The following is a 19,592-nucleotide window of genomic DNA, read 5'->3' as shown; positions in this document are numbered from 1 at the left end:
ACGGCACGATCACCTTGTGAGACATCTTCTTTCACCTCTCTGGAGTGTGTGGGTTGTGGGCCCGACGATTCGTCAGGCGTTGAGCCGCATCGGAATGTGGGCGTAGCCGCGGAATGTCGTATTCGGCCCGAGCGTCGGTGTCCCGGCCGGCGTCATATCGGGGAACCGATCGAACAGCTTGCGAAGCGCGATCTCGCTCTCCATGCGGGCCAGCGGGGCGCCGATGCAGAAGTGCGCGCCCGAGCCGAATCCCAAATGGTCCCTGGCGTTTTCGCGGGTGATGTCGAACCGGGTCGGATCGGGGAAGACATCGGGATCGCGGCTCGCACCCGCCAGCATCACAGCGACCATCCGCCCTCGCGGAATCGGCACACCGGCGACTTCGGTGTCGTGGGCGGGATAGCGCACGGTGAACTGCACCGGCGCATCGATGCGCAGCACCTCTTCGAGAGCGTTGCGCCAGCGATCGGGCTCGGCGTGCAGCAGCTCGAGCTGATCGCGGTCGCCGAGTAACCGCACCGTGGCGGCGCCGATCAGGATCACCGTGGTCTCGAATCCGGCGAACAGCAGCAGCCCCGCGACCGAGACCAGCTCGGCCTCGCTGAGCCCGCCGCCCGGGTCGGCGGACTTCTCGGCGTCGGAGGCCGACACGATGCGGCTGAGCAGGTTGTTGCCCGGATTGCGGCGCAGCGTCTCGAAGTGCTGCAATAGCCAGCCGTTCATCTCTCGCAGCGTCGTGGAGATGTCGCGGTAGGTCCGGTAGGGGACACCCCAGTCCGCGGCGGGCAGGATGCGCTCGCCCCAGCCGAGGAAGGTGCTCTGCAATTCCTTTGGGACGCCGAGGATCTCGGCGATCGTCAGTACCGGCAGCGTGCCGGCGTACTCGGTCACGATGTCGACGGCGGTCCCGTCGTGATGCCGACGCTCCAGCTCGTCGAGCAGATCCGTCGCGAGCTGCTCGATCCGGGTTCGCAATGCCTCGATGGCCTTGGGCGTGAACGCCTGGCTCGCGATGCGTCGTAGCCGCAGATGGTCGGCGCCGTTGTTCATCAGCATGGAGGGCCGGTCGGTCAACCCGCCGACAGCGGCGTTGTCGCGCGACCACTCGTACAAGGCCTGCATCGGGCGCGGCATCAGTTCCTCGGGCACGCCGGATCGGAACTCGTCGCCGCGCAGCAACCGCATCGCGACGCCGTGGCGCGCGGTCGCCATGACATAACGTCCGGGCACCACGGGTCCCGCCGTACGCACGAGGTCGTAGTAGTCGAACGGGTTGGCCTTCAGCGCCGGGTCGGTGTTCAGGCGGGCGAACATATCGCCGGTGCGGGCGCCGACTTTCAACGCGACGCCGGGCACGCCCTGCCGGACACCCCAGCGGACCGCGGTGCGTACGTCGTGGCCGCTGGGGAGGTGCAGGCGGCGTGCCGCGGCGGTGAGGTGTGCGAACCGCTCTGCCAATGTCGAATCCGTGGTGTCACGCAGTATGGTCATGTGCCAGTTCGCTTTCCGGGGTCGCCAGCGGCATCTGTCGGCGGGGTGTGCCGGTGAAGGAGTAGTCCGACAGCGGTGAGCGCCGGGAGAACCGATTCATCTGACCGACCGTCTGTGGACGGTAGTACCGGGCCTCACCCTTGGAGTTGACGAAATACGTATGCATCGGTGGCTGGCATTCGGTGGTGTAGAGGCGAACTGCCTTGCCCTGGTGATGCATTCGCCGTACCCACCGGGCGAAGGCGGTGCCGGTCACTTCGGCGACGGGATGTCCTCGCCGCCGCGATTCGCCGATGATACGAACCGCGTGCCGGGCGGTGGCCTCCACATAGACCTGCCAGGACTGGCCCTGATTGCCCTCGGGCGCCACCAGCACCCACCTGTTGGGCAAACCCGGCATCGCGCAGCCGCCGTACGTGCGCATCTCGTGGGTCCGGTAGTAGGTGCCCAGATCGAATCCGTCGCGTCCTACCACCGCGCCCACCCGGTAGTACTCGGGGTCGGTGAACATCTCGTAACCCGTAGCGGCGACCAGCAGATCGGCCTCGCGGTGCGTGCCGTCCTCGGTCTGGATTCCGGTCTCGGTGATCCGCGCGATGGGTGAGGTCACCAGTGTCACCGCACCGGATCCGACCGATTGCAGGAAGTTGCTCGACATCACCGGTCGGCGGGCCATGACACCGTATGGCGGCATGAGTTTCTCGCGTGTCGTCTCATCGTCGATCGTGTCCCGCAAGACCTTCCGGTACCAGCGCCGCGCCATCATGTCGTAGCCGGGAATCGCCCTGCGCAGCACCGATTCCGGCAGCGCGGGCAGGATGTGGAACAGTCCGAACAAGACGACGTTCATGAACCCGACCGTCATCGCGTTGATCCCGGCGAGCGTCAACCGGTGGTCCAGGAAGCGCTGGGCACGCGCCGACAACCGCGGGTTGGGCTTGGGAATCATCCACGAGGGCGTGCGCTGATAACTGTGTACCGACCCGGCGAGCCCGGCCACGGCGGGCGCGATCTGTGCCCCGCTCGACCCGGTGCCGATGACCGCCACCCTCTTGCCCGAGTAGTCGTACGAATGGTCCCAGTGGTTGGGACGCAACACTTTTCCCTTGAAATCGGCGAATCCCGGTATGTCGGTGCCCGGCTTGGGGTTGATGTACCCGCCGACCGCGCTGATGACGTAGCGGGCGCGCACCGGATCGCGCCCCGCGATGGTGAGTTCCCACTGCGCCCGGTCGGCATCCCAGCGCTCGGCGATGACCTCGTGGTGTGCTCGAAAGTAGGGGCGCAGACCGAGTTCGTCCACGACGCGCAGGTTGTATCGGTGGATCTCCGGTCCATCGGCGAACAGCTTGCTCCACCGTCCGGTCCTGGCGAAGCTGAACTGGTAGAGCAGTGTGGGGATATCCACCTCGAGCCCGGGATACGTGTTGTCACGCCATGATCCGCCGAAATCGTCGGCGCGGTCCAGGATCACGAAGTCGTCGATACCGGCCTCGAGCAGATAGTGCGCGGCCGCTATCCCTCCGGGCCCCGCTCCGATAACGGCCACTTCGCATTCGGTCACGTTGGGAGACATCGTCATTCACCTGTTTGCTTTCCGGGTCGCGTCAGTGCTGAATCCGCTCATCGTGTGTGCGTGATGAAGGGCCCGGATGGTCTGTGCGGATCCGGTCCGATCGCGGTGAGCGCGCTTGCACATTGAACAAATTATGTCAGTGTGTTCAAGCTGTCAACGACGAGTGCCGTTGTGCGCGCGGCCGCTGTCCACCCACCCGGCGTTACCGTGGTTCGTATGCCGCCTAACCCCGTCCGGATGTGTTGGTCGTGCTGACCGACGGGCAGACGCCGTGGCCGACGAGTCGGCCGGGGTGCCGGACGGTGGTCGGGCTGTTCCGTCGGGAGAGCTCGTGGAGTGAAGACGATCCCGATTACGTCCCGGACCGGCCTCCGGAATGGGCGCGGGTGGTCGATATCGGATGACATGTGGAGTTTCGTGGTGGGCGTCGCGCCGTGTCGGGCGGGAGTGGTTGTGGTCTGGTCGGTACGCTCTCGCATGACCTGGGAGAGGAGCCTTCATGAGTGCTGCCGCGGCCGTCGATCGGTTGGCAGACATCGTATTTCCGTTGCCGTCCTGCCTGGATTTGAGCCGGGCGTTTCATGAGGAATGGCCGGTGCGGCTGGGGGACACCGATGGTGACCTACGGCTGCGGCTCGATGCGGTGGCGCGGTATCTGCAGGACATCGGGTACGACCATTTGACGGTGGTCGACGAGGGGGATCTGCATCCCGGCTGGATCGTGCGCCGCACGGTCATCGACGTCGTGCGGCCGATCGAATTCGGTGACCGGGTGCATCTGCGGCGGTGGCCGTCGGCGGTGTCGAATCGGTGGTGCAACATGCGCATCAGGGTCGACAGCGAGAATGGTGGCCTGATCGAGTCGGAGATGTTTCTCATCCACGTCGATATCGAAGCCGGGCGTCCGGCCCGGATGAGCGACCGCTTCATGGCGCCGATGCTCGCCGCGACCACCGAACACCGGCTGCGCTGGCGGGCCGCATTGCGCGAGTGCGCCGCTGCCGACGCCGAGGTGTGGCCGTTTCCGTTGCGGGTGACCGACGTCGACCGCTATGGGCATGTCAACAATGCCGTGCACTGGGAAGCGGTGGAGGAGGTGCTCGCGCGGTTTCCGGATGCGCAGACACTGCCGTATCGGGTGATCGTGGAGCATGTCGGGCCGGTGATGGCTGGTGACGATGTCACGATCCGCGCGTGGCGGCGCGATGCCGCGCTGCATATGCAGCTCGAAGTCGACGGCAGCGCAAGGACATTGGCGCGCATCGAGTCGCCGACGGTCGCGACGGACTGAGCAGCGGACATCGGCGCGGGACCCGCGAGTTGCGTGATACGCAACATCAGTGGCAGTAGCTGACGGTGTGCGCCTGGTCGGGCCCACCGTCAATCCCGTCTCTCATTGGGGCAGTTGAGTTTTCGGTGGTTGACAGTCCAGTCTGACAGCGGGACCATCTGTTGCGTAATACGAATCCGTTGTGATTCGAGCAACACCGGAGGCGCATCGTGGCCCACCCCAAGATCGTCATCATCGGAGCCGGGATAGTCGGGACATCTCTGGCCGAGGAAATCACCGCGCGCGGCTGGACCGATCTCACCGTGCTCGATCGCGGACCGCTCTTCGCCACCGGCGGATCATCTTCGCACGCACCGGGTTTGGTATTCCAGACCAATCCGTCGAAGACCATGACCGAATTCGCGCGATACACCACCGAGAAGTTCACGGCGCTCGACCATCCGCAGGGCTGGGCCTTCGCGTCCCTCGGCGGGCTGGAGGTGGCGACCACGCCCGAGCGCTGGCGTGACCTGCATCGTAAGGCGGGGTGGGCGCAGTCGTGGGGCATCCGGGGCCGGCTGCTCGGACCGGCCGAATGCGCCGCGCTGCATCCGCTGATCGATCGGGAGCGGATTCTCGGCGGATTCCACACGCCGTCGGACGGATTGGCGAATGCGGTGCGGGCCGCGGCGGCGCAGGCCCGGCTGGCCACCGCGCGCGGCGCGCGATTCCGCGGACATCAGGACGTGCTCGAGATCGTGGAGCGCGGTGGCCGGGTGGCGGGCGTGCGGACGTCCGAGGGCTTCGTAGCCGCGGATATCGTGGTCTGCGCGGCCGGATTCTGGGGCGCCGAATTGGCGAAGAAGGTCGGTCTGGTGGTGCCGCTGGTGCCGATGGCGCATCAGTACGCGCGGAGCGGGCCGATCGCCGCGCTCGCGGGCCGCAATTCCGAACTCGGCGAGGCGAGCCTGCCGATTCTGCGGCATCAGGATCAGGATTTGTACTTCCGCGAGCATGTCGACCGGATCGGGATCGGTTACTACGGGCACCGTCCGATGCCGGTCGATATGGCCGATCTCGCGGCGGCCACCGTCGGCGAGGCGATGCCCTCGATGCTGCCGTTCACCGAGGAAGATTTCGCTCCCGCCTGGCGAGAATCCGCGGAACTGCTTCCGGCGCTGCGGGATTCGAAGGTGGAGGAGGGCTTCAACGGCATCTTCTCGTTCACCCCGGACGGGTTGTCCGTCCTGGGCGAGCACCGGGACCTTCCCGGATTCTGGGTGGCCGAGGCCGTCTGGGTCACCCATTCGGCGGGAGTGGCCAGGGCGACCGCGCAGTGGATCGTCGACGGTGTGCCGGGCATCGATGTGCACGAATGCGATCTGTACCGGTTCGAGGATGTCGCACGGAGCGCGCGCTTCGTCCAGGAGACCAGCACCCAGGCATTCGTCGAGGTCTACGACATCATTCATCCGCATCAGTACCGCACCGCGCTGCGCGGATTGCGGACCAGCCCGTTCCATTCCCGTCACCGGGAGCTGGGCGCCTACTTCTTCGAAGGTGGCGGCTGGGAACGCCCTGCCTGGTACGAGGCCAATGCCGCACTGGGGCAACGGCTTCGCGATGAGGGCGTGCCGTTCCCGGAGCGCGACGACTGGTCGGGGAGGTTCTGGTCGCCGATCTCCATCGCCGAGGCCCGCTGGACCAGACAGCGGGTCGCCCTGTACGACATGACGCCGCTGACCCGCTACGAGCTGGCCGGTCCGGGTGCGCTGGAACTGCTGCGGCGTCTCACCACCAACAAGTTGGACCGCAGCGTCGGCTCGGTGACCTACACGCTGATGCTCGACGAGAACGGCGGTATCCGTAGCGATCTCACCGTGGCCCGATTGGCGGAGCACCGTTTCCAGGTGGGCGCCAACGGCCCACTCGATTTCGACCGGTTCTCCAGGCAGCTGCCCCGCGACGGGTCGGTGACACTGCGCGACATCACGGGCGGAACCTGCTGTGTGGGCGTGTGGGGACCGGCGGCGCGGGAACTGGTGCAGCCGTTGTGCCCCGACGACCTCTCACACCGGGCGTTCAAGTACTTTCGCGCGCTGCGGACCCACCTCGGCGCGATCCCGGTGACCATGCTGCGCGTCTCCTACGTCGGCGAGCTCGGCTGGGAGATCTATGCGAGTGCCGAATACGGTGGCGCGCTCTGGGATCTGCTGTGGGAGGCGGGTCGTCCGCACGAGGCGATCGCGGCGGGCCGGATCGCGTTCAACAGCCTGCGTATCGAAAAGGGTTACCGCGCTTGGGGAACCGATATGACCGCCGAACATCTGCCCGGCGCGGCGGGTCTCGACTTCGCGGTGCGCGAGGATGAGACGGACTTCGTCGGCAAGGACGCGCTGGAGCAGGCCGGGCCGCCCTCGAAGATATTGCGCAGCATCGTCTTCGACGATCCGGCGGCGGTGGCGCTCGGTAAGGAGCCGGTATTCGTCGAGGGCGCCTGCGTCGGCTATGTGACCAGCGCGGCCTATTCGGCCACCATCGGTCGCGGCATCGCCTACGCGTGGCTGCCCGCGACCGCGGGACCCGGTGCCCGCGTCGAGGTCGATTACCTCGGCACCCGGCACACCGCCGCGGTGCATGCCGAGCCCGTGGTCGATCCCGAGATGTCCCTGATCAGGAGGTAGCGATATGGCCACGGCGGCAACCGGATACGACGTCATCGTGATCGGACTCGGGGGTATGGGCAGTGCCGCGGCCTATCACCTCGCCGCACGCGGTCAGCGCGTGCTCGGTGTGGACAGGTTCGCGCCCGCGCACGACCGGGGGTCGAGCCACGGCGGCTCGCGGATCATCAGGCAGTCCTACTTCGAGGATCCCGGCTACGTGCCGCTCCTGCTGCGCTCCTACGGACTGTGGGAGCAGTTGGCCGCCGACAGCGGCCGGGAGGTCTTCCGCCTCACCGGTGGCCTGTACCTCGGTCCGCCGGACTGCACGACGGTCGCGGGAAGTCTGCGGGCGAGCCGAGAATGGTCGCTGCCGCACGAGGTGCTGGACGCGGCCGAGATCCGGCGGCGCTTCCCGAATCTCGATCCGGATCCCGGTCATATCGGGATCTACGAGGCCAAGGGCGGCTTCGCCCGGCCGGAATCGACCGTGCGGGCGCATATCGAACTCGCGCTGCGGGCCGGGGCGACGTTGACCTTCGGAGAGCAGGTGCACGGCTGGTCCGAGGACGGCGACGGTGTCACTGTCACGACCGCGCGCGCCACCTACCGGGCAGACCAGCTGGTGATCTGCCCGGGCGCCTGGGCGCCACAGTTGCTGTCGCAGTTCGGGATTCCGATCACCGTCGAGCGGAACGTGCTGTACTGGCTCGATCCGATCGGCGGGACAACGGCATTCGAGGATCAGCCGATCTTCATCGCCGAGAACGAGACCGGCGCACAGATGTACGGATTCCCGGCGATCGACGGCCCGGCCGGTGGGGTGAAGACCGCGTTCTTCCGCCAGGGTATCGAGTGCACGCCCGAAACCATCGACCGCGTCGTGCATCCGCAGGAGATCGCCGAGATGCGCGCGCGTGTGCGCGAACTCGTCCCGGCCCTCGACGGTCCGGCCGTGCACACGGCTACCTGCATGTACTCCAACACCCCCGACCACCATTTCGTCGTCGCCCGCCACCCCGATGCGGCCCGCGTGACGATCGCCTGCGGATTCTCCGGCCACGGCTTCAAGTTCGTGCCGGTGGTGGGGGAGATCCTGGCCGACCTGGCCATCGAGGCGAAAACCGCCCATCCCATCGCCCTTTTCGACCCGCGAAGGCTGGTGACCGCATGACGACCACGGACCCCCCGCCACTGATCCCCACCCTCGGTGGCAACTGGTACGTCGACGACCGCGTCTTCGCGGCCGAGCAGGAGCGCATCTTCGAGCGAATGTGGTTCTGTGCGGTGCGATCCGGCGATCTCGCCGATCCCGGCCGATTCCGGCGGGTGCGGGTCGGCCGGGAAAGCGTACTGATCGTGCGCGGCCGCGACGGCGAACTGCGAGCGTTCCTGAATATCTGCCGCCATCGCGGGGCGATGCTGTGCACCGAGGACGAGGGCGAGGTGCGGCGCACCCTGCGGTGTCCGTATCACGCCTGGACCTACGGACTCGACGGCAAGCTCGTCGCGGCGCCGAATCTGGGTGCGCTGCGCACCGCGTCGGGCGAGGCGATCGACCGGGTGGCCTATGGCCTGGTGCCGGTCGCACTGCGCGAGTGGCTCGGATACGCGTGGGTATGTCTGGCCGCCGAGCCACCGTCGTTCGAGGGCGATGTGGTGAGCGCGGTCACGGCGCGGCTCGGCGATCCCACGGTCATCGGCACCTACGGGATCGAGGGACTCGCAGTGGGCCACCGAGTGGTCTACAGTGTCGCAGCGAACTGGAAGCTAATTGTGGAGAACTTCATGGAGTGCTACCACTGCGCGACCATCCATCCGGAGCTCACCGACGTGCTCCCGGAGTTCGCGCATGGACTGGCGGCGCAGATGTTCGTCGGACACGGTGCCGAATTCGGCACGGACATAGCGGGTTTCACCATCGACGGTGCGGCGGGTTTCGATCCGCTGCCGGGCATCCGCGCCGAACAGGATCGCCGCTACTACGCGATCACGATCCGGCCGCAGGTGTTCGTGAATCTGGTGCCCGACCACGTCATCATCCACCGGATGTACCCGCTCGCGGTGGACCGCACCGTCGTGGAATGCGACTGGCTCTACACCGAGGATGTGGTAGACCGGGAACAGGACGTATCTCGCTCGGCCGAGCTGTTCCATCGGGTGAATCAGCAGGATTTCGCGGCCTGCGAGCGCACGCAGCCCACCATGTCCTCACGGGCCTACCGCGACGGTGGTGTGCTGGTACCCGCCGAACACCACATCGCGGAGTTCCATGAATGGGTCTCCCATCGTTTGGAAGAGGTTGGATGAACGGCGACCCGGACCTACTCATCAGCGGCGCATGGCAGCATGCGGCGGACGGCGGAACCCGCCGGATCATCGATCCGGCCGACGGCTCCGTCGCGGCGATCGTGGACGAGGCCACACCGCAGGACGCGCGCCGCGCCGTCGCCGCGGCGCGGGCGGCCTTCGACGACGGAGCCTGGCCCGCCACACCGATCACCGAACGCGCGGCGCTGCTGCTGCGGATCGCCGATCTGCTGGTCCGCGACAAGGAGGAGCTGGCCCGGCTGGAGACGGTCGATACCGGAAAGACGTTGGCGGAGAGCCGGATCGATATCGACGATGTCGTCTCGGTATTCCGTTACTACGCCAATCTCGCTGCCACACAGGCGGATCGGCTGATCGATGTGGGCGACCCCGCGGTGCTCAGCCGCGTGGTGCGCGAGCCGATCGGCGTGTGCGTGCTGATCGCTCCGTGGAACTATCCACTGCTTCAGATGTCCTGGAAGGTGGCGCCGGCGCTGGCCGCGGGCTGCACCATGGTGGCCAAGCCGAGCGAGGTCACCCCGCTGACCACCATCGCGTTCGCGCGCCTGGTGGTCGAGGCGGGTGTGCCCGACGGTGTACTCAATCTGGTGCAGGGCGGCGGAGCGGTGCTCGGCGAGGCCCTCACCGCGAATCCGGATGTCGACTTCATCTCCTTCACCGGCGGATTGGCGACCGGGCGGACCATCACCCGGTCCGCGGCCGACAATCTCACCAAGGTCGCCACCGAGCTCGGCGGCAAGAACCCCCATATCGTCTTCGCCGACGCCGACTGGGTCAGTTCCGTCGACCAGGTGCTCACCGGCGTATTCCTGCACTCCGGTCAGGTGTGTTCCGCGGGAACGCGACTCATCGTCGAGGAGTCCATCGCCGACGACTTCGTGGCCGAATTGGCGAGCCGGGCCGAGCGGATCCGGGTCGGCCCCGGCTTCGACCCGACGAGCGAGACCGGCCCGCTGGTCTCGCAGGAACATCGCGCGAAGGTGGAAGGGTATGTGGCGCTGGGTATTTCGGAGGGCGCCAAGCTGGTGACCGGTGGCGTCCGGCCGAGTGATCCGGAACTGGCGGCGGGCAGCTACTTCCTGCCGACCATCTTCGATCGCTGCGATCGGTCCATGCGGATCGTCCGGGAGGAGACCTTCGGCCCGATTCTGACGGTGGAGCGATTCACCACCGAGGCGGAGGCGATCCGGCTCGGCAACGACACCGAATACGGCCTGGCGGCCGGGGTGCGTACCTCCGATGCGGCGCGCGGCGAGCGGATGGTGCGCGCGCTGCGGCACGGCACGGTGTGGCTCAACGACTTCGGGTACTACACGGCCGCCGCGGAATGGGGCGGATTCAAGCGATCGGGGAACGGTCGCGAACTCGGCCCGACCGGTCTCGCGGAATATCAAGAGATCAAACATATTTGGCACAACACGGCACCCAAGCCAGCGGAGTGGTTCAAGGGCAGCTAGACGTTCCCTCCGCGAAAGGCACGGTGGCGCAATGGTAGGCGAAGAACGCAATGGGTCCGATGGCAACGGGATGGCGGAGTTCGGCTATCGCGAAACCCTCGATCGCAGCATCGGGAAGTTCGCCAGCTTCGCGGCGGGCGTCAGTTATATCTCGATCCTGACCGGCACATTCCAGCTGTTCTACTTCGGATTCGGCACCGCCGGGCCCGGATATCTGTGGTCGTGGCCGCTGGTATTCATCGGGCAGCTGGCGGTGGCGCTGTGTTTCATGGAGCTGGCCGCACGATATCCGGTGGCCGGTTCGGTCTACAACTGGTCGAAGTCGTTGGGCAGCAGAATCATCGGCTGGTCGTCGGGGTGGCTGATGCTCACCGCGTCGATCGTGACGCTGTCCGCGGTGGTGCTGGCGCTGCAGCTGAACCTGCCGCGGCTGTGGAGTGGATTCCAGCTGATCGGTGACGGCAGCGGACAATACGATTTCGCCACCAATGCGGTGGTCCTGGGCACCATCATGATCATCTTCACCACGGTGGTGAACGCCTTCGGCGTCCGACTGATGTCCATGATCAACAGCGCCGGGGTGTTCATCGAGCTGATCGCCGCGGTGCTGATCGCGATCATCCTGGCGGCCAACGCCACTCGCGGTCCGCAGGTGTTCTTCTCCACCCACGGCTACGGCGCGGGTGAGTCGGGTGGCTATCTGGGCGCGTTCCTGGTGGCCTCGCTCGCCTCCGGCTATGTGATGTACGGCTTCGATACCGCGAGTTCGCTGGGGGAGGAGACGGTGGAGCCGCGGCGTACGGCGCCCCGGGCGATCCTGCGGGCCGTGCTCGCCTCCTTCGTGATCGGCGGCGCCATCCTGGTTTTCGCGGTGATGGCCGCACCCGACCTGTCGGATCCGAAGATCGGCAGCAACGACGGGGGTCTGCAATACATCGTGCAACAGGTGATGTGGGGCCCGCTCGGGCGAATCTTCTTGTGCTGCATCGTGATAGCGGTGACGGTGTGCTCGCTGGCCGTGCACACCGCCGCGATCCGGCTGGCCTTCGCCATGGCCCGCGACAACGCGCTTCCGTTCGGGGAGAAGCTGGCTCGGGTCAATACCAGGACCCAGGCCCCGGTGGTGCCGGCCGTGACGATCGGCGTGCTGTCCGCGCTGATCCTGCTGATCAACATCGGCCAGCCGAAGATCTTCACGGTGCTGACCTCCATCGCGATCATCATGATCTACCTGGCGTATCTGATGGTTACCGGGCCGATGCTGGGCAAACGGCTGCGCGGGCAGTGGCCGCCACGGGAATTGGCGGAGGGTGGCTACTTCACCATGGGCCGGTGGGGCTTGCTGGTGAATATCGTCGCGGTCGTGTGGGGCGTCGGTATGGCGGTCAACCTGGCCTGGCCGCGGACCGCGATATACGGCACGCCTTGGTACAACACCTGGGGGGCATTCGTCTACATCGGCCTGATCCTCGGCGTCGGGCTGCTGTGGTACCTGCTGAAGGGCAGGCGCGATATCGGCACACTGGCCTCACATGCGGCCGTCGACACGGAGGTGAAAAACATTGTCTGACAGCACATTCGACTACGTGATCGCCGGAGGTGGCACGGCCGGGTGCGTGCTGGCCGCGCGCCTGTCCGAGGATCCGGGCGTCACGGTGTGCCTGGTGGAGGCGGGGCCCTCGGATGTCGGCGACGACAACATCCTGCGGCTGGACCGATGGATGCATCTGCTGGATTCCGGTTACGACTGGGACTATCCGGTCGAACCGCAGGAGCGTGGCAACAGCTTCATGCGGCACGCCCGGGCGAAGGTGCTCGGCGGATGTTCCTCGCACAACTCGTGTATCGCCTTCTGGCCGCCCGCCGAGGGGCTGGACGAGTGGGCGGCGATGGGGGCGAAGGGGTGGGGCGCGGCCGAGGTTCTCCCTTATGTGACGCGCCTCGAAAACAACAGCGCCCCAGGCGATCAGCACGGCCGCGGCGGTCCCGTGCGGCTGCGGGATGTCCCGCCGCGCGATCCCTGCGGTGTCGCGGTGCTGGAGGCCGCGGCGCTGGCCGGGCTGCCCACGGTCCAGTTCAATCGGGGCACCACGGTCCGCAACGGCGCCGGATGGTTCCAGATCAACGCCGACGAGGACAACACCAGAATGTCCACCTCGCATGCGTATCTGCATCCGATCCTCGGCTCGCGACCGAATCTCGAGGTGCGGACCGGCTGCTGGGTCAACGAGATCCTGTTCGACGAGGCGCGGGCCGCTACCGGCGTGCGGTATCAGCGGCCGGACCTCACCGGCTACGACACGGTGTCGGCCCGACGCGAGGTGATCGTCACCGCAGGGGCCATCGATACCCCGAAGTTGTTGATGCTCTCCGGGATCGGGCCCGCGGAGCATCTGCGTGAGATCGGTGTGCCGGTGCGGGTGGACGCGCCCGGTGTCGGCGCGAACCTCGACGATCACGTCGAGGGGCTGGTGTTCTGGGAGGCCGCACGGCCGATGGTGACCACCTCGACACAGTGGTGGGAGATCGGAGTGTTCGCCACGACCGACGACGCGCTGGCGCTGCCGGACGTGATGATGCATTACGGCAGCGTGCCGTTCGATATGAATACCCTGCGGCACGGCTATCCGACCACGGACAACGGATTCTGCCTGACCCCCAATGTGACTCAGGGTCGTTCGCGGGGCACGGTCCGGTTGCGCAGCCGCGATTTCCGGGACCGGCCGAAGGTCGATCCGCGGTACTTCACCGATCCGGACGGCCACGACGAGCGGGTGATGCTCGCCGGAATCCGGTTGGCGCGCAGGATCGCCGAACAGGCTCCATTGCGTGGATGGACGGCCCGCGAACTGGCCCCGGGGCCGGAGGCGGTGACCGATGACGAACTGCTGCACTATGTTCGGGCCACACACAACACTGTCTACCACCCGGCGGCCACCGCGCGGATGGGCGCGGCCGACGACCCGATGGCAGTGCTGGACCCCGAACTGCGGGTGAAGGGCGTCGAGCGGCTGCGGGTGGTCGACGCGTCCGCCATGCCGAAACTGCCTGCGGTGAACCCGAATATCACGGTGATGGCGATGGCGGAGAAGTGCGCGGATCTCATCCGGAGATCCGCCTAGAATGACGTCGTCATGGCGAAACGGGAACCCGAGGGCGGCGGGCGGACGGCCGCGGTGCAGTCGGTCGACCGCGCGCTGCACGTCCTGGAGATCATCGCGAAACTGGGCCAGGGCGGTGTCACGGAGATCGCCACCGAATTGGGTGTGCACAAATCTACCGTGTCGCGATTGATCGCCGTACTGGAATCGCGGGGATACGTCGAGCAGGTATCCGACCGCGGCAAGTACCGCCTCGGCTTCTCCCTCGTTCGGCTGGCCGGATCCACCAGTGCGCGACCCGATCTCGTCGGTCCCGGCCAGGACGCGTGCACCACACTGGCGGCCGAAACGGGCGAGACCACGAATATCGCTGTGCTGGACGGTAATCGGATCATCAACATCGTCGAGGCGATCGGCCCGCGTTCGATCGCGTTGCGCTCCTGGGTCGGTCAGAGCTGCCCGGCGCACGCCACCTCCAGCGGCAAGGTGCTGTTGGCGGCGCTGGAGCCCGCGGCGGTGCGCGAGCTGGTGGGGGTCCACCCGGCGGCCTACACCGCCGACACGATCACCGAGTTCATCGATCTGGCCGCGCAGTTGGCCGAGGTGCGGGCCAGCGGATGGGCCAGCGTGCGTGAGGAACTGGAGGTCGGATTGAACGCGGTGGCGGCGCCCGTCTACGACCACACCGGCACTACCGTTGCGGCACTGAGCGTTTCGGGTCCGTCCTATCGGCTGGGGCCGGAACGGTTCGCGGAGATGGCCGCGTTGACGATGGCCGGCGCGGCGGCGATCAGCCGCCGGCTGGGTTACCTCGGCTACGGTCGCGTCGATCCCGGATCGCTTGCCTGAGTCTTTTGGGGATGCGGCGAACGTCGAACGCCGCGATGACGAACACGGTCAACGGGATTCCGGCCGCGACCGCCAGGCCGCCCCAGTCGTACAGGCTCACGATGCCGCCGTATCGGTGTCGTCATCGGTTGCGGGTATCGGGCGAAGTTCGAGCGCGGTCGAGTCGCTGCGGCCGCGCAGTTCGAGATGAACCCCTGGACCATTCTCGGCGTCGTCTCCGTAGTCGTAGACCTCCAGCACACCGCCATCGAACGCGAAAAGCCTTGTCTCCCTGCGCCTGTCCATCTCCGGCCCCTGTTCCGTCGTCGGTGGGGACTACTCGGAGCCGGGAATCTGGTTCCAACCGGGCTCGACCGGCCCCGAGCGTCGAATCTGACGCTACGAAGAGGTCACTGGATCGGTCTACGAGTATGCTCAAGAATGCTCGTATCACCGTATTGGCCTACCAAACCCGATGCAGCTGAGGGATGATCGTCAGTGCAGGAGCATAGATCTGCATGAATCGATTGGAGGCACGATCATGTTGTTACGGCTACTTGGTCAAGGCGGCTCCGAAGGGGGTAACTGCCCCAGTGTCTACGCCACCGACCTGGACAGTTACGTCATTCAGGGTTGGAAGACCGGCCGACCGGACGTCGTCGAAATCCCGCATCTCCTAACGGGTTTCGCCGAGTCCGATACGTTCTTCGGTGCGGATATGAGCGACACCGGCCGGGGTACTTTCACCCTTTCCGGTCGACCGATCGCCGAGGCTGAGACCCTGAATCAGATGACCTTGGCGGACAACGAAACAGCTATCGAGGTACCGAAGCGAGAGAGGACTTTCTACGGCCATGTTGCTACGGCAGAATGACGAGCCGGACCTATGGCCCACGCTGTTTCGAGAGCTGCGGCACAGCGCGTTTCATCTCGAGGTTCAAGACGTTTACCACGTCCCGAGCGAGGATGAACGGCTACAGAAATTCTTGAGAGGCGAACCCGCACCCTTCACGGCGGTTCCCTGGCATGACCTTATACGGGAAACGGTGGCGCGTGGTGTATCCATTGGCCGGGTACGCGTCATCACTGTTCCGCATAGCGACTATCAACGGTGGTTGTTGTCGGTTACCCGCTACAACCAGGAAGCGGGCGAAGACATCCGTTATGTGCCAAGGCATCTCGCCGAACAAGTACCACCGGACGATTGGTGGCTGATGGATGACGAAAGGGTCGCCTACAACCTGGTGGACGGGAGCGGCGGTCCCGCTGGGATCGCTGTTACCAGCGATCCGAGAGTAGTTGGCTATTGTAGGGAGGTGCGCGAACGGCTCTGGAAGCTGGCGATACCGTATGAGGAATACGCCCGTCGGTGACAAGTTCGGTTAATGAGGCAAGAGAAGCTCTCGGGGTGCAGCTCCGGGAGCTTCGCCAGGATGCGGGCCTAACTGGTACCGAACTCGCGCGCCGCGCCGGTTGGCACCAAAGTAAGGTATCGAAGATAGAGTACGGGAAGACCGCGCCCACCGAAGCCGATATACGCGCCTGGTGCACCCATACACGCGCTGAGGGTCAGGTACCTGATCTGTTGGCCACGCTCCGCAATATTGAAGCCGCATGGCTCGAGTGGAGACGAGTGCTCAGTACTGGCACTAAGCGGCGGCAACAGGCTTCGATCAAGCTTGAAGCGGATACTTCGGTGATGCGAGTTTACCACCCGTTTCTGATACCGGGATTGCTTCAGACGGCCGAGTATGCTGAAGCAATACTTCGGGCTGTAATCGACTTTCAGCAGATACCGGATGACCTGGACGAAGGTGTGTCCAAGCGGATGGAACGCCAGCAGATCCTTTACCGCCGCGACCATAAGTTCCACTTTCTTCTTGCCGAGCAGGCCTTACGGACCACGGTAGGCAGTGATCAGACCATGATTGGCCAACTCGACCGCTTGTTGGCTGTTGCCGGGATGCCCCGAGTGGTTCTCGGGATCATTCCGGCCGCCGCGCAGTACCGGGTATCGATGACGAATTTCACCATGTTCGATAATCGTATGGTGATGGTAGAAACGGTGACAGCAGAGCTGACCGTAACCCAGCCCCGAGAGATCGCACTCTACGGCAAAGCCTTCGATAGATTGGCGGAGCAGTCGACTACAGGCGAGTCAGCGCGGAATTTGATTCGTAAAGCTCTCGAAACGCGGGCCGGATAGCCCGATATATCAGGTCGCTCGGGAGCGTTCGAATGGAATCTTCGAGTTATTTGCTGATCAATTCGAACAGATATGGGACACCACTACCCCCTACGTGCAAGGAGCTTTGGATGAGCGGACGGCGTGACTACTATCGAGACCCCGCCGCGCCCAAGGCGAATAGCCTCGTGCCCGGTGGGTCAGCGCTGGTCACAGATGCCGAAGGCCGCATTCTTATGCAGTGTCGAGGGGACTCTGGCAACTGGTCTCTGCCTGGAGGGGTTATGGAGATCGGTGAGACCCTGGAGCAGTGCGTAATCCGAGAGACCAAGGAGGAGACCGGTCTGGACATCGAGATCACTGGGCTGCTCGGAATCTACACCGATCCGCAACACATCATCGAATATGGGGACGGTGAAATACGGCAAGAGTTCGCCATCGTATTCCATGGTCAGGTAATCGGCGGTCAGATCAAGGTAAGCAACGAATCAACCGCCGTCCAATTCCTCAGCCCGGACGAGCTTGCCGAACTGCCGGTACACCCAACTGTTCGGCTCCGACTTCAACATCACGCCGAACGGCGCCCCCAACCTTACCTGGGCTAGCCACTCACCAACGGTTAAGACCCTCGACACGGGGCGAGCTACTTTCACCTTGACGGGACGACCAATCGACGACGCCGCGGCACTGGGTCAAATGACCTTCCAGCACAACGAGACAGCTATCGAGGTGCCGCTGAAGGAGAGGAGCTACTTCGGTGGAGTTCCGACCGAATGAGGCATGGATGGATCTCTTTGAGGGCACGCAGAAGTTCGCGTTCCACATGGAGGTCCGAGACTCCTACGCCGTGCCGGAAGAGGCGGAGCCGTTGCGCCGATTTCTGGCGGGAGAGTCCGAGGAGGACGATGGGTACGACAACAATGATTGGATAGACCTCGTCACGACACTGGCGGCACGCGGTGTCGGCATGAGCCGCATTCGGGTTGTCACTGTGCCGCACAGCGACTACCAGAGGTGGTTACTGTCGGTCACAGGCAGCAGCGTCGACGCTGGGGAAGACATACGCTACGTAGCCCGCGATTCAGTTGATCGGGCGAGTATCCCTACTGATGACTGGTGGTTGTTCGACGACGCAATCGTTGCGTTCAACCTGACAGATCACGAGGCGCGACCCGTTGGTCCCGGCATTACTACTGATCCGGGAGTAGTTGGCTATTGTCGGGAGGCACGTGAACGGCTCTGGAAGCTGGCGATACCGTACGAGGAATACGTCCGTCGGTGACAAGCTCGGTTAATGAGCCCTCTCCGCGGCCTGATCCCATTCCACCGGCAGGGTCTCATAACCGTTCAGCCAGATGTGGCGCACACGCCTCGGTGCCGCGTCCCTGGCCGGGCGCAGGTTCGGTAATCGCTTCTGGAGCGTCTCCAATGCCGAGCGCACCGTCAGGCGGACGAGGGCTGAGCCGAGGCAGACGTGGGTGCCTCGGGAGAAGGTCAGATGGTTGCGGGTGGGTGGGCGACTCACGTCTAGTACGTCGGGGTTGTCGAACTGCTGCTCGTCGTGGTTGGCGGAGGCGTACAGCAGGAATACGCGCGCGGCGGGTGGCAGTGTCACGCCGCCGAGTTCGACCGGGCGCGTGGTGACTCGGAAGATGCCCTGCACGGGAGTGGCGAAGCGTAGGAGTTCTTCCACGGCCTGGTCGAGCGACTCCGGATCGCCGTTGATTCGGTCGTATTGATCGCGATACTCGAAGAGTGCGGCCACCGCATTCGCGATCGTCTTGGCGGTTGTTTCGTAGCCGCCCGCGATGAAATCCATTGCGTTGTAGACGGCCTCGCCGAGGCTCAGTGCGGCAGTGCCACCCAACTCGGAGGGCAGCATGACCGTGAGGAGGTCTTCGCGAGGATTGCTCCGGCGGTCGAGAAACTGTTCGTGGATGTACCGCTCATAGGCGAGAAGGCCGCGCGCACAGCGGATCTGCTCAGTCGTGGGCACGTCGACCGACAGCAGGGAGACGAAGCCTTCGTTCCACGGGCGCAGTATCGGGAGATCCACACGAGGCAGGCCGAACAGATCGCAGATCACGAGTCCGGACAGCGGCGATGCGAACTGGGATACCAGCTCCGCCCTACTGTCGGCCTCGAACCGCTCGATCAGATCATCGGCGATCGCGCGGATTCGAGGCTCCATCTCCGCGATTCGCTTCTGGGTGAACGCGCGATTGGACACCGCTCGTATCCGAGTATGCGTCGGCCCGTCGGTCTCGGTGAGCAACGATGCCATGCCGATACCGCCCGCCAGAACAGCCTCGACCGACGGCGAGAATCCTCCGGTGAGCGTCAACGAGCCACTGGAGGAGAAGATCTCGGGTCGATTCACCGCTGCCACGATGTCGGCATATCGACTGACGACCCAGACATCGAGGTGCGGATGGTAGAAGACCGGCGCGTCTCGACGGAGGGTGGCATAGGTGGGATAAGGGTCGACGATATGCGCGGGATCGAATGGGTCGAAATGGGGGCACGCTGCTGAAGGGCTGGGTTCGACACGAGTATCCATGGTGCAATTCCTGGCGTTCGGCAAGCATTCCCGAGGGGACGGAAACGTCGAAAACGCTTCCGCCCCTGGGGAAATGAATTCATCAGTGCGGTGCGTCGTTGCGACGCTTCTTGCTCAGTGTTCGCATGGT

General features: G+C 65.1%; 17 protein-coding genes. 13 read left to right on the top strand and 4 right to left on the bottom strand.

Going from position 1 to position 19,592, the window contains the following annotated elements; genetic code table 11:
* Positions 1–72 precede the first annotated feature (72 nt).
* Both ACIA76_RS20620 and ACIA76_RS20615 read right to left on the bottom strand, forming a co-directional pair.
* Positions 73–1,491 (bottom strand): cytochrome P450, encoded by a 1,419-nt coding sequence (locus ACIA76_RS20620; protein WP_397153439.1) that lies wholly within the window; start codon positions 1,489–1,491, stop codon positions 73–75.
* Positions 1,475–3,067 (bottom strand): flavin-containing monooxygenase, encoded by a 1,593-nt coding sequence (locus tag ACIA76_RS20615; RefSeq protein ID WP_397153438.1) that lies wholly within the window; start codon positions 3,065–3,067, stop codon positions 1,475–1,477. Before ACIA76_RS20615 ends, ACIA76_RS20620 begins: the two co-directional genes overlap by 17 nt.
* A 499-nt stretch (positions 3,068–3,566) precedes the next feature.
* On the opposite strand from ACIA76_RS20615, the gene ACIA76_RS20610 reads away from it, so the two are divergent.
* From ACIA76_RS20610 to ACIA76_RS20575, 8 genes are all read left to right on the top strand, one after another.
* Positions 3,567–4,358, top strand: a complete 792-nt coding sequence (locus ACIA76_RS20610; protein WP_397153437.1) for an acyl-[acyl-carrier-protein] thioesterase — start codon at positions 3,567–3,569, stop codon at positions 4,356–4,358.
* Between the two features lie 209 nt (positions 4,359–4,567).
* Positions 4,568–7,021, top strand: a complete 2,454-nt coding sequence (locus tag ACIA76_RS20605) for an FAD-dependent oxidoreductase (RefSeq protein WP_397153436.1) — start codon at positions 4,568–4,570, stop codon at positions 7,019–7,021.
* 4 nt (positions 7,022–7,025) lie between these two features.
* Positions 7,026–8,174, top strand: a complete 1,149-nt coding sequence (gene solA / locus ACIA76_RS20600; protein WP_397153435.1) for an N-methyl-L-tryptophan oxidase — start codon at positions 7,026–7,028, stop codon at positions 8,172–8,174.
* Positions 8,171–9,310 (top strand): aromatic ring-hydroxylating dioxygenase subunit alpha, encoded by a 1,140-nt coding sequence (locus tag ACIA76_RS20595; RefSeq protein ID WP_397153434.1) that lies wholly within the window; start codon positions 8,171–8,173, stop codon positions 9,308–9,310. The genes solA and ACIA76_RS20595 overlap by 4 nt, the downstream gene beginning before the upstream one ends.
* Positions 9,307–10,788: an aldehyde dehydrogenase family protein gene (locus tag ACIA76_RS20590; RefSeq protein WP_397153433.1), complete on the top strand. Its 1,482-nt coding sequence runs from the start codon at positions 9,307–9,309 to the stop codon at positions 10,786–10,788. The genes ACIA76_RS20595 and ACIA76_RS20590 overlap by 4 nt, the downstream gene beginning before the upstream one ends.
* A 31-nt stretch (positions 10,789–10,819) precedes the next feature.
* Entirely contained in the window at positions 10,820–12,358 is a 1,539-nt protein-coding gene (locus tag ACIA76_RS20585) for an APC family permease (RefSeq protein ID WP_397153432.1), read from the top strand.
* Positions 12,351–13,910 carry a GMC family oxidoreductase gene (locus tag ACIA76_RS20580; protein WP_397153431.1) on the top strand — a complete coding sequence of 520 codons (1,560 nt, stop codon included), beginning with the start codon at positions 12,351–12,353 and terminating at the stop codon, positions 13,908–13,910. Before ACIA76_RS20585 ends, ACIA76_RS20580 begins: the two co-directional genes overlap by 8 nt.
* Before the next feature lie 12 nt (positions 13,911–13,922).
* Positions 13,923–14,738, top strand: a complete 816-nt coding sequence (locus ACIA76_RS20575) for an IclR family transcriptional regulator (RefSeq protein WP_397153430.1) — start codon at positions 13,923–13,925, stop codon at positions 14,736–14,738.
* Between the two features lie 96 nt (positions 14,739–14,834).
* On the opposite strand, the gene ACIA76_RS20570 is transcribed toward ACIA76_RS20575, so the two are convergent.
* A complete protein-coding gene (locus tag ACIA76_RS20570) occupies positions 14,835–15,023 on the bottom strand; it encodes a hypothetical protein (protein ID WP_397153429.1) in 189 nt (62 codons plus the stop codon).
* Between the two features lie 235 nt (positions 15,024–15,258).
* Here ACIA76_RS20570 and ACIA76_RS20565 point away from each other — a divergent pair, with 235 nt between their 5' ends.
* The 5 genes from ACIA76_RS20565 to ACIA76_RS20545 all read left to right on the top strand — a co-directional run bounded on the left by ACIA76_RS20565 (position 15,259) and on the right by ACIA76_RS20545 (position 18,184).
* Positions 15,259–15,591, top strand: coding sequence for a hypothetical protein (locus tag ACIA76_RS20565; protein ID WP_397153428.1), 333 nt, complete (start codon positions 15,259–15,261; stop codon positions 15,589–15,591).
* Positions 15,572–16,090: a DUF6879 family protein gene (locus ACIA76_RS20560; RefSeq protein ID WP_397153427.1), complete on the top strand. Its 519-nt coding sequence runs from the start codon at positions 15,572–15,574 to the stop codon at positions 16,088–16,090. Before ACIA76_RS20565 ends, ACIA76_RS20560 begins: the two co-directional genes overlap by 20 nt.
* Positions 16,091–16,125: 35 nt before the next feature.
* Positions 16,126–16,923: a helix-turn-helix domain-containing protein gene (locus ACIA76_RS20555; RefSeq protein WP_397153426.1), complete on the top strand. Its 798-nt coding sequence runs from the start codon at positions 16,126–16,128 to the stop codon at positions 16,921–16,923.
* Between the two features lie 110 nt (positions 16,924–17,033).
* Positions 17,034–17,507, top strand: coding sequence for an NUDIX domain-containing protein (locus ACIA76_RS20550; protein ID WP_397153425.1), 474 nt, complete (start codon positions 17,034–17,036; stop codon positions 17,505–17,507).
* A 179-nt stretch (positions 17,508–17,686) separates the two neighbouring features.
* Complete coding sequence (locus tag ACIA76_RS20545; protein WP_397153424.1) at positions 17,687–18,184, top strand: DUF6879 family protein; 498 nt, start codon at positions 17,687–17,689, stop codon at positions 18,182–18,184.
* A 9-nt stretch (positions 18,185–18,193) separates the two neighbouring features.
* Here the strand turns inward: ACIA76_RS20545 and ACIA76_RS20540 are convergent, their stop codons facing one another.
* Positions 18,194–19,462, bottom strand: coding sequence for a cytochrome P450 (locus ACIA76_RS20540; protein WP_397153423.1), 1,269 nt, complete (start codon positions 19,460–19,462; stop codon positions 18,194–18,196).
* Positions 19,463–19,592: the final 130 nt, after the last annotated feature.

Source organism: Nocardia sp. NPDC051570, assembly GCF_044454005.1.
Classification (GTDB): Bacteria; Actinomycetota; Actinomycetes; order Mycobacteriales; family Mycobacteriaceae; genus Nocardia.
The sequence above is the reverse complement of the archived record's forward strand: the minus strand, read 5'-3'. Positions and strand labels throughout refer to the sequence as shown.

Excerpts from the sequence above, each read along its gene's own strand:
- ACIA76_RS20620 (WP_397153439.1), bottom strand. The coding sequence starts at position 1,491 with ATGACCATACTGCGTGACACCACGGATTCGACATTGGCAGAGCGGTTC.
- ACIA76_RS20615 (WP_397153438.1), bottom strand. The coding sequence starts at position 3,067 with ATGTCTCCCAACGTGACCGAATGCGAAGTGGCCGTTATCGGAGCGGGG.
- ACIA76_RS20610 (WP_397153437.1), top strand. The coding sequence starts at position 3,567 with ATGAGTGCTGCCGCGGCCGTCGATCGGTTGGCAGACATCGTATTTCCG.
- solA (WP_397153435.1), top strand. The coding sequence starts at position 7,026 with ATGGCCACGGCGGCAACCGGATACGACGTCATCGTGATCGGACTCGGG.
- ACIA76_RS20595 (WP_397153434.1), top strand. The coding sequence starts at position 8,171 with ATGACGACCACGGACCCCCCGCCACTGATCCCCACCCTCGGTGGCAAC.
- ACIA76_RS20590 (WP_397153433.1), top strand. The coding sequence starts at position 9,307 with ATGAACGGCGACCCGGACCTACTCATCAGCGGCGCATGGCAGCATGCG.
- ACIA76_RS20585 (WP_397153432.1), top strand. The coding sequence starts at position 10,820 with ATGGTAGGCGAAGAACGCAATGGGTCCGATGGCAACGGGATGGCGGAG.
- ACIA76_RS20575 (WP_397153430.1), top strand. The coding sequence starts at position 13,923 with ATGGCGAAACGGGAACCCGAGGGCGGCGGGCGGACGGCCGCGGTGCAG.
- ACIA76_RS20570 (WP_397153429.1), bottom strand. The coding sequence starts at position 15,023 with ATGGACAGGCGCAGGGAGACAAGGCTTTTCGCGTTCGATGGCGGTGTG.
- ACIA76_RS20565 (WP_397153428.1), top strand. The coding sequence starts at position 15,259 with ATGTTGTTACGGCTACTTGGTCAAGGCGGCTCCGAAGGGGGTAACTGC.
- ACIA76_RS20560 (WP_397153427.1), top strand. The coding sequence starts at position 15,572 with ATGTTGCTACGGCAGAATGACGAGCCGGACCTATGGCCCACGCTGTTT.
- ACIA76_RS20550 (WP_397153425.1), top strand. The coding sequence starts at position 17,034 with ATGAGCGGACGGCGTGACTACTATCGAGACCCCGCCGCGCCCAAGGCG.
- ACIA76_RS20545 (WP_397153424.1), top strand. The coding sequence starts at position 17,687 with ATGGATCTCTTTGAGGGCACGCAGAAGTTCGCGTTCCACATGGAGGTC.
- ACIA76_RS20540 (WP_397153423.1), bottom strand. The coding sequence starts at position 19,462 with ATGGATACTCGTGTCGAACCCAGCCCTTCAGCAGCGTGCCCCCATTTC.